Annotated in this window: 12 protein-coding genes; 7 read left to right on the plus strand and 5 right to left on the minus strand. The window is 67.3% G+C overall.

Annotated features, from left to right (window positions below; translation table 11 throughout):
• Positions 1-129 precede the first annotated feature (129 nt).
• Positions 130-2,553, minus strand: coding sequence for a TonB-dependent receptor (locus G9473_RS13825; protein ID WP_291133991.1), 2,424 nt, complete (start codon positions 2,551-2,553; stop codon positions 130-132).
• Between the two features lie 218 nt (positions 2,554-2,771).
• Entirely contained in the window at positions 2,772-4,082 is a 1,311-nt protein-coding gene (locus tag G9473_RS13830) for an SRPBCC family protein (RefSeq protein ID WP_291133993.1), read from the minus strand.
• Positions 4,083-4,239: 157 nt separating this feature from the next.
• On the opposite strand from G9473_RS13830, the gene G9473_RS13835 reads away from it, so the two are divergent.
• Positions 4,240-5,019, plus strand: coding sequence for an SDR family oxidoreductase (locus G9473_RS13835; RefSeq protein ID WP_291133994.1), 780 nt, complete (start codon positions 4,240-4,242; stop codon positions 5,017-5,019).
• Complete coding sequence (locus G9473_RS13840) at positions 4,991-6,328, plus strand: MFS transporter (RefSeq protein ID WP_291133996.1); 1,338 nt, start codon at positions 4,991-4,993, stop codon at positions 6,326-6,328. Before G9473_RS13835 ends, G9473_RS13840 begins: the two co-directional genes overlap by 29 nt.
• Positions 6,329-6,335: 7 nt before the next feature.
• On the opposite strand, the gene G9473_RS13845 is transcribed toward G9473_RS13840, so the two are convergent.
• Both G9473_RS13845 and G9473_RS13850 read right to left on the minus strand, forming a co-directional pair.
• Positions 6,336-7,103 (minus strand): SDR family oxidoreductase, encoded by a 768-nt coding sequence (locus tag G9473_RS13845; protein ID WP_291133998.1) that lies wholly within the window; start codon positions 7,101-7,103, stop codon positions 6,336-6,338.
• Entirely contained in the window at positions 7,103-7,747 is a 645-nt protein-coding gene (locus G9473_RS13850) for a glutathione S-transferase family protein (protein WP_291134000.1), read from the minus strand. The genes G9473_RS13845 and G9473_RS13850 overlap by 1 nt, the downstream gene beginning before the upstream one ends.
• Positions 7,748-7,862: 115 nt before the next feature.
• Between G9473_RS13850 and G9473_RS13855 the strand changes: the two genes are divergently transcribed.
• From G9473_RS13855 to G9473_RS13865, 3 genes are all read left to right on the plus strand, one after another.
• On the plus strand, positions 7,863-9,032 hold the full coding sequence (locus G9473_RS13855) for an acyl-CoA dehydrogenase family protein (RefSeq protein WP_291134001.1): 1,170 nt from the start codon (positions 7,863-7,865) through the stop codon (positions 9,030-9,032).
• Positions 9,033-9,113: 81 nt separating this feature from the next.
• Complete coding sequence (locus G9473_RS13860) at positions 9,114-9,665, plus strand: PH domain-containing protein (protein WP_291134003.1); 552 nt, start codon at positions 9,114-9,116, stop codon at positions 9,663-9,665.
• Positions 9,662-11,257 carry a PH domain-containing protein gene (locus G9473_RS13865; protein WP_291134005.1) on the plus strand — a complete coding sequence of 532 codons (1,596 nt, stop codon included), beginning with the start codon at positions 9,662-9,664 and terminating at the stop codon, positions 11,255-11,257. Before G9473_RS13860 ends, G9473_RS13865 begins: the two co-directional genes overlap by 4 nt.
• On the opposite strand, the gene G9473_RS13870 is transcribed toward G9473_RS13865, so the two are convergent.
• The gene (locus G9473_RS13870) at positions 11,254-11,568 is read right to left on the minus strand and encodes a GNAT family N-acetyltransferase (RefSeq protein ID WP_291134007.1); all 315 of its coding nucleotides are present in this window, start codon (positions 11,566-11,568) and stop codon (positions 11,254-11,256) included. The two genes, G9473_RS13865 and G9473_RS13870, sit on opposite strands and share 4 nt — an antisense overlap.
• A gap of 52 nt (positions 11,569-11,620) precedes the next feature.
• Between G9473_RS13870 and G9473_RS13875 the strand changes: the two genes are divergently transcribed.
• A complete protein-coding gene (locus tag G9473_RS13875) occupies positions 11,621-12,634 on the plus strand; it encodes a low specificity L-threonine aldolase (protein ID WP_291134008.1) in 1,014 nt (337 codons plus the stop codon).
• On the plus strand, positions 12,631-13,587 hold the full coding sequence (locus G9473_RS13880) for a DMT family transporter (protein WP_291134010.1): 957 nt from the start codon (positions 12,631-12,633) through the stop codon (positions 13,585-13,587). The genes G9473_RS13875 and G9473_RS13880 overlap by 4 nt, the downstream gene beginning before the upstream one ends.
• Positions 13,588-13,679 lie beyond the last annotated feature (92 nt).

A 13,679-nucleotide genomic window follows, 5' to 3' on the forward strand; every position in this document is an offset into this window, starting at 1 on the left:
CCTTGTCCGTCTGCCCGCAAGGATGCGCCTTGGTCCCCGCTGCGCGCAATGCTCACTTTTGAAAGGGGCCACGCAAAAGGGGCGGACCGCAAGGCCCGCCCCCATCGTGTCCCATCGGAAGCCCGTGCTTCAGAAGCGGAAGCGCGTTTCCACGAAGACCTGCCGCCCGCGGTTCTGGGTGAAGATCAGGTCGTCGCCGGTCGGCGGCAGGAAGGGCCGCGGCGCGGAGGTGTTGACCCAGATTTCGTCCGCGAGGTTCACCCCGATCAGCGAGACCTTCCACGTCCCGTCGGCAGCGCCGATCGAAACCGACGCGTCGAAGGTCACGTAATCGTCCTGGATGAAGTCGTTGCGGGTGTCCTCGTTGGTGAAATACTCGCCCGAGTAGATCATGTTGCCGTTCAGCCCGAAATCGAGGCCGTCGGAAATCGGCGTGACGAAGTCGAAGGCGAGGTTCCCCGACCAGGTCGGCGCGCGTGCCGAAGAACGCCCGTCGAGGTCGTTGCCCGCGCTGGTGATGAAGGTGTCGGTGAACTCCGCATCGAGATAGGACAGGTTGCCCGAGAAGCTCAGCCCGTCGACCGGGGTGAGCCAGTTGGCCTCGAGGTCGATGCCCTGCGAGGTCACCTGCCCTGCGTTGAGCGTGAGGAACTGCACCGCCACCGCGTCGAAGTTCTGCACCTGCAGGTCGTCGAACACGTAGTAATAGGCGGTCGCATTCAGGGTGAAGGTGCGGTCGGCCCACTGCGTCTTGATGCCGACTTCGCCGCCCTGCGCCGTTTCCGACTGGAAGATCAGGGGCGAGAAGTCGCCGCTGTTCGCTGCCTGGCTGAGGCTGTTCGACGGCAGCGCCGAGTTGTCGATGCCGCCCGACTTGAAGCCGGTCTTGAAGCTGGCGAAGACGTTGATGTCCTCGGTCGCCTTGTAGCGCAGCGTGATCTCGGGCGAGAAATTGTCGTCCGAGAACTCGATCGGGCCCGAATTGAAGCCCGGCGAGACGAAGCCCGGACCCTGCAGGAAAGTGTGCAGGTAAGGCACGGTGATGACCGCGGTCTTCTTTTCGTCGGTGTAGCGCACGCCGCCCGACAGCTCGAGATCCTCGGTCAGGTCGATCATGACCGAGCCGAACACCGAGAACGCCTCGGTGTCGGTGTCCTGACGGCGGTCCCAGTCATAGGTGAAGCCGGTGACCGGGTCCGGGCCGAGGAAGGAGATGTTCACCGCCTGCTGCGCGGTGTCGAAGACGAACTTGCGGTCCTCGTAGAACACGCCCAGCATGAAGTTGAACGCGCCCTCGAAATCCGAGGCGAGGCGCAGTTCCTGCGTCCACTGTTCGAGCTGGTTGACCGGGTCCGAGGTGCCGACGCCGCCGGGCACGCCCGGGCCGAGCAGGCCGCCGTAGGAATAGTTGTCGAAGTCGACCGCATCGAGGTTGAGATAGCCCGTGGTCGAAGTCAGCGTCAGGTTCTCGGTGATGTCCCAGTTCATCAGAAGGCGGGTGAACCAGACGTCGGTTTCGCCGAAAGGCACGCCGTTGCGCCCGGCCGCAGCCGACGGGGTCGGCACGCCGCCCGCCAGCGGCGGGGCGGTGTCGGGCAGGAAGTAGCGCTGGTCGAAGGCGTTGCAGTCATAGCCGCCCGGGATGTTGATCGCGCCGCCCAGCAGCGTGATCGGGTCGGCCACGCCGTTCGCCCCGCAAAACAGGTCCGAATGCTGGATCGCGCCGTCGTTCTCGTTGCGGACGTATTGTACCTTGAGGTTGGCGTCGAAAGTCGGGCTCGGCTGCCATTCCAGAGTGCCGCGCGCGACGATGTTCGTGAGCCCGCGGAAACGGCCATTGGCGGCCGGAGTGCCGTCCTGCAGCACGACATATTCGTCGATGTCGTTGAACTGCGCGGCGACTCTCATGCCGAGCGTGTCGGTCAGCGGGCCGGAGACGTAGCCCTGGACGATGTAGCCGTCTTCCTCGAATTCATAGGAAGCCGCGCCGCCCACTTCCCAGGTCGAGGTCGGATCGGCCGAGCGGATCGCGAACACGCCCGCCGAGGCCGATTTCCCGAAGAAGAGCGACTGCGGACCCTTGAGGACGTCGATCTGCTCGACATCGAAGAAGCCCGCCTGCACGAGGCGCATGGTCGAGACCTGCACCCCGTCGAAATCGAACGCGACCGCCGAATCGAAGGCGGCGGAAATGTTCGACGAACCCACGCCGCGCAGGCTCAGCTGGCCGCCGGAACCCGAACCGCCGACCTGCACGTTGAGAGTCGGCACGCGGCTCACCACGTCGGCGACCTGGTCGATGTTGTAGCGCGACAGCGTGTCGCCGCCGATCGCGGTGACGGTGACGGGGACTTCCTGCAGGGTTTCGTTCTGGCGGCGGGCCTGGACGATGATGACCTGCTCTTCGGGAGCCGCGGCCTCATCGGTTTCCATGTCCTGCGCGTGGGCCGCCTGCGGCATCGCGGCGAGGCACGAAAGCGCGGCCCCGGCGAGAAGCGCACGGCGCAGGTGCGCGCCGCGGGCGGATACAACTCGGGTATGTCGGATGCTCATCAGATCTCTCCCTTCGCGACGGGCCGCCCCTGGCCGGCCCCGGTTCCCCAACCCGGGCGCTTTGGATTGCGCCTCTTGGTAGGCTGTCACGTGTATGGTGGGGGTATCACGCGCTCATCTAGCAAAACCGCTAGGCAGCCTGCGAAAGTGCGGCAAATTCGTCACAGCGCGCGCCAAAAGCAGCTTTGCCGTAGCGTCACAGGCGGCTCGCCGCGCCCCTATTCGGCCGCGTCGCGGCTCTCTCCGGCCTCTTCGCTGAGCAGCGCATCGCGCGGTTCGTTGGGCCAGGTCCACTCCTCGCCGATGACCTGTTCGACCCGCAATTCCTCGGGCACGTCGTCGACCCCGATCATGCGGTCGAGCGACTGGTGGAAGGAATAGATGCGCGCCTCCTGGTAGGACAGCGGGACGCTCTTGAAGGCGGCGCTTTCCATCGATTTCTGGATCGCCTCGCCGAACTGCGTGTCCTCGAGGATGATCGGGCTCATCTGCCGCCCGTTCGGCTGCGTCTCGTCGGGCACGGTCCACAGGTCGGGCGCGGGCTCGTCGCCCCAGTCGAGCGCCATCGTCACCAGTTCGAGCCGCGTCGTCGTCAGCGAGGTCGGCCAGAACACCAGCGGCGGCACGAAGTAATTGGACAGCGGCGAGACCCAGTTGGGAAACAGCGTGTAGCTCTGCGTGCAGGTGCGGCCCAGCTCGCCCACGCTCTCGATCTGTTTCCACCCCGGCGGCGAATCGATCGCGCGCACGTGTTCGCGGTCCGTCGTGCGCGGCGGCGGGGCGAGCATCCGGGCGTGGCCATTGGGATACATGGTGTTGAGATTGCGCTTGGGATCGACCAGCGGGGCGACCGTTTCGGGATGGATGAAGGGCACATGGTAGACTTCCATGTTGGCCTCCATCGCGACCTTCCAGTTGCATTGCAGGTCGAAGGAATGGCGCGCGGCGAGGCGGATGCGGTCGAAGGCGAATTCGGCCCATTCGTCCCACAGCGGCCCCATCCACTCTTTGAGCGGCATGGCCTCGTCGTCGAAATTGACGAAGATGACATTGCCCAGCCGCTCGCAGCGCACCGGGATGAGCCCGCGGCAGCTCATGTCGAAATCGGGCGGAAAATCCTGCCGCTCGGGCACGCCGACCAGAGTGCCGTCGGTCTTGTAGGTCCAGTTGTGATAGCCGCACATCAACCGGCTCGACTTGCCGAAATCCTCGGTCACGACCGGTGCGCCGCGGTGGCGGCAGGTGTTGTAGAAGGCGCGTACGACGCCATCCATGCCGTGGACGATGACGATCGGATCGCCCGCATTGTGCCAGCGCATCCAGCAGCCCGGCTCGGGGATCTCGTCGATGTGCCCTGCGAAAAGCCAGCTCTTGCGGAACACGCGTTCCTTCTCGAGCGCGTAATACTCGGGCGAGGTGTAGCGCGCGGCGGGCATATCGGGGAGCTTGGGGAAACCGCGCGGCGGCGACGTGCGGCGGCCTTCCCATTCCATCAGCGCCTTGAGGCGGGCGATTTCGGCTGCATCCATCGGCTCTCTCCTTGCCGCAGCCATACCGCGCGCGCCCGGCCTGGCGCGACTGGCACTTTTCAAGGGGAGCCCTGCCGCCTCATCGCTTTAGTCAGTGGCGCGCGCGCGGCCGCGCAATAGGTTCGGCTGCCAAACAGACAATGCTTGGGAGAGAGGCATGACGGGAAGGGTAGCGGGCCGCGTCGCGCTCGTGACGGGCGGCGCGATGGGGCTGGGCCGGGCCGATTGCGAGGCGCTGGCAGCCGAGGGCGCGAAAGTGATCGTGACCGACCGCGAGGTCGAACAGGCGCACGCGGTCGCGGATGCGATCGGCGGCGATGCGATGGCGCTCGACGTGACCGACGAGAGCCAGTGGCAGGACGTCATGCAGGCGGTGCAGGAGCGCCACGGCGGGCTCGACATCCTTGTCAACAATGCCGGCAATGTCATCTTCGAGGACATCGAGACCGTCTCGACCGAGCATTTCCGGCTCCATCTCGACATTCACGTGATGGGCACCTTCTTCGGCTGCAAATACGCTATCCCGCTGATGAAGCATCGCCACAAGGCGGTCGGCGGGGGCGGTTCCTCGATCGTCAACATGGCCTCGACCGCGGCGCTGATGGGCTATGGCAACATCCCTGCCTACACCGCCGCCAAGGGCGCGATTTCGTCGATGACCCGCTCGATCGCGGTGCATTGCCAGGATCAGGGCTACGGCATCCGCTGCAATGCGCTCGCGCCCGGCGGGATCGAGACGCCGATGGTGATGGGCGTGTCCGGCCGCGCTGGCGAGACGCCGATGGAGATTCCCGAAGGCCCGCTGCCCGCCGACGCGCTGGGCCATCCGAAGGACGTTGCGGGATGCGTCCTCTTCCTCGCCTCGGACGAGGCGCGGTTCCTCAACGGGCTGACGATCCCGGTGGACAATGGCCTCGACGCCCGACCCCACCACTGAGGCTCCCACCACCGGGCCTCCAGCCGCCGCGCCGGGCGAGGGCAGCGCCTATCGCTGGTATGTCCTGTTCCTGCTGATCCTGACGCTGCTTTTCAGCGTTGCCGACCGGCTGGTGTTCTCGATCCTGCTCGAGGACATCAAGGCCGAGTTCGACTTTTCGGACGCCCAGCTCGGCCTGCTCGGCGGGGTCGCGTTCACGCTGACCTACGTCATCGCGGGCTTTCCCGCCGCGCGGCTGGCCGACCGCTCGGTGCGCAAGAACATCGTCGCGGGCGCGATTTCGTTCTGGAGCGCGATGACCGCGCTGTGCGGCGCGGCGACGGGGTTCTGGACGCTGTTTTTCGCGCGCACCGGGGTCGGCGTGGGGGAGGGGTGCTCCGGCCCGGCCTCGCAGTCCATGCTGGCCGACTACTTCCCCCGCCGCGAGCTGGCCCGCGCGATGGGGTTCCTGACGCTTGGCTCGACCCTCGGCACCGCGACCGGCCTCATCGCGGGCGGCTTGCTGGCCGAAGCGTTCGGCTGGCGCTGGGCCTTCGTGCTGATGGCCGCGCCGGGGTTCCTGATCGGGGCCGCGCTCTATCTCACCGTGATCGAGCCGCGCCGCGGGCGCTATGCCCCGGCGGGGATGAGCACCGACCAGACGCCGCTGGGCGAGACGATCCGCTCGCTGCTCGCCAACCGGGTCTTTCTCGGCCTTGCATTGGGCTGGGCGGTGCAGATCATGATCGGCTATGCGCTCGCCTTCTGGATGGCGCCCGCGATGATCCGCCTGTTCGAGGTGTCGGTCGGCGACGTGGCGCTCTATCTCGGCCTTGCCTTCCTGATCGGCGGCGTGCCCGGCCCGGTGCTGGGAGGCGTGCTGACCGACTGGCTGACCCGTTTCGACGAGCGTTGGCGCGCCTGGTTTCCGGGCATCGTGAGCCTTTTCTGCCTGCTGCCGCTGTGGCTCGCTTTCCGCTCGGGCGATTTCGCGGTCTTCCTTGCCCTGTTCGCGGTCGGCTATGCCATCTTCGTCGCGAGCCAGGCGCCGATCATGTCGGGCATCCAGTCCGCCGTTGCGCCTTCCCAGCGGGGTTTCGCGGTCGCGGTCGCGCTGTTCTTCAACAACCTGTTCGGGCAGGCCGTGGGCCTCTACCTGATCGGCTGGCTCAGCGACACGCTCGAGCCGGTCCGGGGCAAGGAGGCGCTCGCCCTGTCGGTGCTGGGCGTTTCGCTCGGCGCGGGAATCGTCGCGCTCGCGATCTTCGCGTGGACCGGGCGCGAAATGACTCGCTCGGGCTATGTCGATCGGATGAAGGCCGAGGGCTGAACCGGCTTCAGAAGCCGGGATGAATGGACAGCGCCCCGCCGTCGACCAGCATTTCCGCGCCCGTCATGAAGGGGCATTCGTCGCTCGCGAGGAAGGCGATCGCCGCCGCGGTTTCCGCAGGATCGGCAAGGCGGTTCATCGGAGAGGTCGCCGCCACCGCCGCCTTGAGGCCGGGCATATCGACCTCGGCGGCATCGAGGATGCCCGTCTCGGTCGCGCCGGGAATCACGGTGTTGCAGCGGATGTCGAAGCCCTGCTTGGCGCACCACGTGGCGACGGATTTCGACATGACCCGCACCGCGCCCTTGCTCGCCGAATAGCCGACATCGGTGGGGAGCGGGGCCATGGCGGTGGTCGAGGCGATGTTGATGATCGAGCCTTTCGCCCCGCCCGGATTGCCTTTCATGGCGGCAATCGCGGCGCGGCACCCGGCCATGGTCCCGGTGAGGTTCACGGCGAGCACACGGTCCCACGTGTCGTCATCGACCTCGCCGATGCTCTTGCCCGTCACCATGCCCGCATTGTTGACGAGAATGTCCAGCCGCCCGAAGGCATCGACCGCTTGCGCCACGATCTCCGGCCACAGCGCCCGGTCCGAGACGTCCTGCACGGCGAAACGCGCGCCGACTTCCTCGCACAGCGCCTTGCCCCGGCTCGCGTCGAGGTCGGTCCCGAACACCTGCGCCCCGTCCGCCGCCAGCCGCCTTACGGTGGCCGCGCCGATCCCGCTGGCGCAGCCGGTGACGAGCGCGGCCTTGCCCGACAGGTCCGGCATTATTCGGCCTGCTGCCAGATGCCCGCGCTCTCGCGGCATTTATGCGTCTCGATGAAGCGGGCGAGATTGTCGGTCCCTTCGGGCAGTTTCCAACCCACGGTGAAGCCGAAATTGGCGAAGCAGAAAACGATGAGGTCGGCGAAGGTGAAGCGGCCCAGCGCGAAGTGATCGCTTGTCCCCAGCGTCTTGTCGAACCAGCGCCATTTCTCGTCCGCCATCGCGGAAAGCTCCGCCCCGGCTTCGGGCGAGACGACGCTCATGCGCGGCTCGAACATCGGACGGCCCGCGCCCGCGCGGAAGCCCATGGTCATCGGCACGACCACTTCCTGGTCGAACAGGCGCGCCCACTTGCGCACCGTCGCGCGCTCCACCGGCGTTTCGCCGAAGAGGTTGGGCTCCGGATGCATCTCCTCGACATATTCGCAGATCGGCCAGCTTTCGGTGAGGCAGGTGCCGTCGTCGAGTTCCAGCGTCGGGATCGTGCCGAGCGGGTTCTTGGCGAGATAGCCTGCGTCCTGCCGGTTCTCGCCGGTGATGATGTCGTAATGGACGCGCTCGAAATCCTCGCCTTCTGCAAGGCCCTTTTCGACCATGAACATCCGCACGAGGCGCGGGTTGGGGCCGAGGCTGGAATAGAGTTTCATCGCGCGTTCTCTCCCTCTTTGCGTGTGGGCCAAGGCTTACGCGAAAAGCGGCTTGCCCGTCGCCCTCACAAATGCGCTAGGGGACGCGGAAGAGCATAAAGGGGATCGAGGGACCATGGATTTCACACTCACCGACGACCAGCGCGAGCTTCAGGAAACCGCGCGCAAATTCGCCCGGGCCGAATTGCCCGAACTCGCCCGCGACATGGAGGAAAAGGACTACCCCGTCCCGCGCGAGATGCTGCGGACCTATGGCGAGATGGGCTTTCTCGGCGTCAACCTGCCGACCGAATACGGCGGGCTCGGCCTCGGCCATCTCGAAGCGCTGCTGGTGCTCGAGGAATTCGCGCAGATCTCGAACGCGGTCGCTTTCCCGGTGTTCGAGGCGCTGGTCGGCCCGGTGCGCACGATCGAGCGCTTCGGCTCCGACGAAATGAAGGCGCGCGTGCTGCCCGAGGTGATCCGGGGCGAGAAGGTCGTTGCGGTGTCCATGTCCGAACCCGACGCGGGAACGGCGCTGACCGACCTCAAGACCCGCGCGGTCGCCGACGGCAACGGCTATGTCGTCAACGGCTACAAGCGCTGGACCTCCGGCGGCGGCCATTCCGACTATTACGTCACCTATTGCCGCTTCACCGACGATCCGGGCGCCAAGGGGATCGGGGCGATCCTGCTCGAGAAGGACATGGAGGGGATGCAGTTCGGCAAGCGCGAGGAATTGCTCGGCTTTCGCGGCATTCCCACCGCCGACTACGCGATCGAGGACGTGAAGGTGCCGGGCGCGAACGTCATCATCGGCGCGGGCGGTTTCGGCAAGCTGATGAGCGCCTTCGGGCTCGAACGCTGCGGCAATGCGACCCAGAGCCTCGGCGTCGCCGCCGCCGCGCTTGAGGCGGCGACGCAGTATGTCCAGGAGCGCGAGGCATTCGGCAAGCCGATCATCGACTTCCAGGCGGTGCAGTTGAAAATCGCGGAAATGGCGATGAAGGTCGAGGCCGCGCGCCTCCTCATCCACCGCGCCGCCGCCAACGCCGCGCACCAGCCCGACGGCCTGCCGACGGTCTACGAAAGCTCGGTCGCGAAATGCTACGCCAACGAGATCGTGCGCGAGGTCACCGCGATGGGCGTTCAGGTGATGGGCGGATACGGCTATCACAAGGAGTACGGCATGGAGCAGCGCCTGCGCGACGGGTTCGGCTGGGGCATCGCTGGCGGCACGACCGACGTGCAGAAGACCAACATCGCCGCGGCCCTGATCGGTCGCCGCTTCAACCAGCGCGCCTGAGCCGCGCCGGTCGGGGGAAAGGCGCTTCCGGCAGAGAGAGAGGGCTTGCGCCGCCGCGCTGCGGCCCACATTGTCGCTCGCATGGAATCGACCCTCTCTCCCGCCGCCGCTGCCCCCGGCACGAACCTGCCTTCGGACCGGATCCAGCCGGTCGCCGAGGGCGAGGAGCTGACGCCGCTGCACCCGAGCTACAAGACGGTGCTGCGGCTGCAGACCCTGTTCGTCTTCATCCCGATCCTGATCGGCGCGCTGATTGCCGAAGCCGCGCTGGCGGCGAATGATGCGCCGATACCCTCGGGCGTGATCGCCGGGCCGCTGCTGCTGCTTGCGATAATCCTCATCATCCGGATCCCTCAGCGCCGCTTCGCCGCGCGCGGCTACCAGATGAGCGCCGACCGCCTGCGCGTCGTGCGGGGCATATTGTGGCGCTCGGACACGGTGGTCCCGTTCGGCCGGGTCCAGCACATAGACGTCGACCAGGGGCCGCTCGAGCGCTTCTTCGGCATCGCCACCATGACGCTCCACACCGCGGGCACGCACAATGCCTCGGTCGATCTGCCGGGCCTCGGCGAGGAACACGCGCGCGAGATGCGCGAGGAAATCCGCGCCCATATCAAGCGCGAGAGCCTGTGACCGCAGACAGCCCCGCTTTCCCCGCGCAGCCTGCAGGCGGCGGTGTCGAGGACGCCGCGCGCAGCGGCGAGCCGAAACGCACCGCGCCCTTGAGCGTCATCGTCGGCTCGTTGTCGAGCGCACAGGGCGCGATCATCCCGGCGATCTTCGCCGCCTTCTCCACCGGCGCGGCCGGGCTGCTCATCGGGCTCGGTGTCGGCCTTGCGATCACGCTGATCGGTTCGGCCTTCGCCTATGCGCGCTGGCGGCGGCTGACCTACACCGTTGGCGAACAGGACATCCGAGTAGAAAGCGGCCTGCTGTCGCGCGCGGCCCGCTCGGTTCCCTATGAGCGCATCCAGGACGTGAGCCTCGAGCAACCGCTGCTCGCGCGGCTGTTCGATCTCGTCGCGGTCAAGTTCGAGACCGGCGCGGGCGGGGCGGACGACCTCGCGCTCGCCTTCCTCTCCAGCGCCGAGGGCGAACGCCTGCGCCAATTGGTGCGTGAGCGGCGGGACGAAGCGCAGGAGGAGGGGCCAGCGAGGCCGACCGATGGCGAGGCGCGCGCGGCGGCTGCGGAGGAGGAAGGCGAAGTCCTGTTCGCGATGGACACGGGCCGTATTTTCACCTTCGGCCTGTTCGAATTCTCGCTCGCGGTGTTCGCCGTGCTGGGCGGCCTGTTCCAGTATGCCAACAGCTTCTTCGATTTCGACGACATCGACCCCGACGTGGTCGAACAAGTGGTCGAGCGGCAGGGCGGGTGGCTGTTCGAGCTCGGCGCTTACGGGCAGGCGATCACGGCGCTGATCGGCCTTGTCGCGGTGCTGTTCATCGGCTCGGCGACCGGCATCGCGCGGACATTTGCGCGCGAGTGGGGCTTCGTGCTCGAACGCACGGCGAGGGGCTTCAGGCGGCGGCGCGGGCTGTTCACGCGGACCGACGTGGTTATGCCGGTCCACCGGGTGCAGGGACTGCAATTGGCGACCGGCTGGCTGCGCTACCGTTTCGGCTGGCAATCGCTGAGCTTCGTCAGCCTCGCGCAGGATGCGGGCCAGTCGAGCCATGTGGTCGCGCCTTTCGCCCAGATCGAGGAAATCGAGCCCATCGCCAGCGCTGCCGGCTTCCGCCTGCCCGGCGCGGACGAGGACTGGCACCGCGCAAGCGTGAAATACCGCACCGACGCGATGATCTGGGATTCCCTGTGGTTCTTCCTCGCCGCGATCATCGCCGGGGTCTCCACCGCGATTTTTGCGCCCGAATGGACCTGGCTCGCGGCGGGCGGGCCGTTCCTGCTCGGCCTGGTCAACATGGGTCTGCAGGCGCTCGCGTGGCGGTTCAAGCGGCACGCGCTCGACGATGCGCAGATCATGGCGGTGAGCGGGATCCTCTCGCCGAAAACGCAGGTCGCGACCCGGCTCAAGCTTCATTCGGTCGAGATCGCGCAGGGGCCGATCGCGCGGTGGCGTGGCTATGCGACGGTGCATCTCGGCCTTGCCGGGGGCGAGTTCGCAATTCCGGGCGTCCCGCTCGAGCGCGCGCGCGAAGTGCGGGCGAAAGTGCTCGAGACGATCGCGGCGACCGATTTCTCGCGCCTCGACGGGGCGGGGCGCTAGGCCCTGAGGTCGGCCCAGTCGGGGTTTTCCTCGAACTTCTTCGCGACATAGGAACAGTCGGGACGGATGCGAAAGCCCTCGCGCCGCGCGTCCTCGACCATGCGCCGGGTCAGCTCTGCGGCGACCCCGCGCCCGCCGATGGGGCGGGGGACGACCGTCGTGCGCGCGACGCGCACGTCCTCCTCGTCGCCCGGCTGCCATTCGAGATAGCCTTCCTCCGGCTCGCCCTCGATTTCCGCGATATAGACCCCGCCCTGTCCCTGGACGTGGTGGGTGATCGTAACCGCGCCATGTTCGTGCGCTCTTGTCATGCGTGCTGCTCCTCCTTGCCATCAACGCCATGGCGGCTAGAGGCGTTCCGTGATGACCAAGCCCTTCCTCTCCGACAATGCCGCCGCCGTCCACCCCAGGGTGTGGGAGGCGATGCGCGCCGCCGACAGCCCGGACAATCCCTATGACGGGGACGCGCTGTCGGCCGAGCTCGACGCGCGCTTTACCGACCTGTTCGGGAGGGAATGCGCGGCGCTGTGGGTGGCGACCGGGACTGCGGCGAACTGCCTTGCGCTGGGCACGATGTGCGCGCCCCACGGCGCGGTCGTGTGCCACGAGGAAGCCCATATCGAAGTCGACGAGGGCGGCGCGCCGGGCTTTTTCCTCCACGGGGCGAAGCTGATCCTCGTCCCCGGCGAGGGCGCGCTGCTCAGCCCCGAGGGCATCGCCGCAGCGATCGACCCGATCCGCGACGACGTCCACCAGGTCCAGCCGCACGCGATTTCGATCACGCAGGCGAGCGAATACGGCCGCGCCTATGCGCTTCCCGAGCTGGAGGCGCTGGGCAAGTTCGCGGCGACGCGTGGGCTCGGCCTGCATATGGACGGGGCGCGCTTCGCCAATGCCGCCGCCGGCCTTTCGCAAGATGCGGGCGAGGCCGCGCGCGCTGCCTGCGGCCCGGTCGACAGCCTCGCCTTCGGCTTCATCAAGAACGGCGGCATGGGGGCGGAGGCCGTGGTCCTGTTCGACCCCGAAAAGGCCGCCGAGGTGCGCTATCGCCGCAAGCGCGCAGGGCACCTCCAGTGCAAGGGCCGCTACCTCGCCGCGCAGGTTCTCGCCATGCTGGAAGGCGACCTGTGGCTCGCCAATGCGGCCCATGCCAACGCGGCGGCTCAGGAGGTCGCGAGCGGCTGCGGCGAGCGGCTGATGCACGCGGTCGAGGCGAACGAGCTGTTCGTGCGGCTTTCCCCGCAGGAGCGCCAGGCGCTGCGCGAACAGGGCTTCGCCTTCTACGACTGGGGCGCGGATGCGGCGCGCTTCGTCACCGCGTGGAACACGCGTGCCGAGGACGCGCAGGAACTCGGTAAGGCGATCGCCGCCCTGTGAGCGCTTCGACAACCGAAATGCTCAGCTGGAGGGTCATCCTCCCCTTCGTGCTGACCGGCGCGATCTGGGGTTCGACCTGGTTCGTCATCACCGGGCAGATCGACGGCGTGCCCGCGGCGTGGAGCGTGTTCTACCGCTTCGCCCTCGCCACCCCGGCGCTGTTCTGCGTCGCGGTGCTGATGAAACGGCGGCTGCGCCTGACAGGTGCGGAACAAAGGCTCGCGGTGCTGGTCGGCCTGTTCCAGTTCTCGGGCAATTTCCTCTTCGTCTATCACGCCGAGCTTTATGTCACCTCGGGCATCGTCGCGATGATGTTCGCGCTGCTGATGGTCCCCAACGCCCTGTTCGCGCGCCTTTTCCTCGGCGAGAAGGTGCAGGGCGGCTTCATCGCGGGCAGCGCGGTGGCGATCGTGGGCGTCTCCTTCCTTCTGGTCCACGAATGGCGGGCGAACCCCGATGCGGGCGTGGTCGGCGGCAATGTCCTGCTCGGCATCGCGCTCGCCATGCTCGGCATCCTCGCCGCCTCGGTTGCCAACGTCATCCAGGCCAACCCCACGGGCCGCGCCGTGCCGATGGTGAGCCTGCTCGCCTGGGCGATGCTCTACGGGACGCTGTTCGATCTCGGCTACGCATTCGCGACTGCGGGGCCGCCGCCTTTCCCGGCGAAGCCGACCTACTGGGCGGGCATCGCCTATCTCGCCCTCATCGGTTCGGTCGTGACCTTCCCGCTGCATTACAACCTCGTGCGCGAGATCGGCGCGGGGCGGACGGCCTACAATTCCATCCTCACCATCGCAGTGGCGATGGCGCTCTCGACCCTGTTCGAGGACTATCGCTGGACGTGGCTGACGATGCTCGGGATGGCGCTGGCGGTGCTGGGCATGGTGATCGCGCTCAGGGCCCGGCGGCAGAAGGCGATCCAGGTCGAGGAATCGGCGCGGCTTCGGAGATGATTTTTTGTTTGCCGCGCACCCATCCGGGCGCGCGGTCCTCGCTAGACGCGCAGCGGAGCTGCGCCCGCTGCGGGCGGGCGGTCGCCCTTGCG

This window comes from Erythrobacter sp., assembly GCF_011765465.1.
Classification (GTDB): domain Bacteria; phylum Pseudomonadota; class Alphaproteobacteria; order Sphingomonadales; family Sphingomonadaceae; genus Erythrobacter.

Bases quoted from the DNA above. Each gene is read 5' to 3' on its own strand.
- G9473_RS13840 (WP_291133996.1), top strand. From the start codon at position 4,991: ATGGCCTCGACGCCCGACCCCACCACTGAGGCTCCCACCACCGGGCCT.
- G9473_RS13825 (WP_291133991.1), bottom strand. From the start codon at position 2,553: ATGAGCATCCGACATACCCGAGTTGTATCCGCCCGCGGCGCGCACCTG.
- G9473_RS13835 (WP_291133994.1), top strand. From the start codon at position 4,240: ATGACGGGAAGGGTAGCGGGCCGCGTCGCGCTCGTGACGGGCGGCGCG.
- G9473_RS13845 (WP_291133998.1), bottom strand. From the start codon at position 7,103: ATGCCGGACCTGTCGGGCAAGGCCGCGCTCGTCACCGGCTGCGCCAGC.
- G9473_RS13870 (WP_291134007.1), bottom strand. From the start codon at position 11,568: ATGACAAGAGCGCACGAACATGGCGCGGTTACGATCACCCACCACGTC.
- G9473_RS13850 (WP_291134000.1), bottom strand. From the start codon at position 7,747: ATGAAACTCTATTCCAGCCTCGGCCCCAACCCGCGCCTCGTGCGGATG.
- G9473_RS13855 (WP_291134001.1), top strand. From the start codon at position 7,863: ATGGATTTCACACTCACCGACGACCAGCGCGAGCTTCAGGAAACCGCG.
- G9473_RS13830 (WP_291133993.1), bottom strand. From the start codon at position 4,082: ATGGATGCAGCCGAAATCGCCCGCCTCAAGGCGCTGATGGAATGGGAA.
- G9473_RS13860 (WP_291134003.1), top strand. From the start codon at position 9,114: ATGGAATCGACCCTCTCTCCCGCCGCCGCTGCCCCCGGCACGAACCTG.
- G9473_RS13875 (WP_291134008.1), top strand. From the start codon at position 11,621: ATGACCAAGCCCTTCCTCTCCGACAATGCCGCCGCCGTCCACCCCAGG.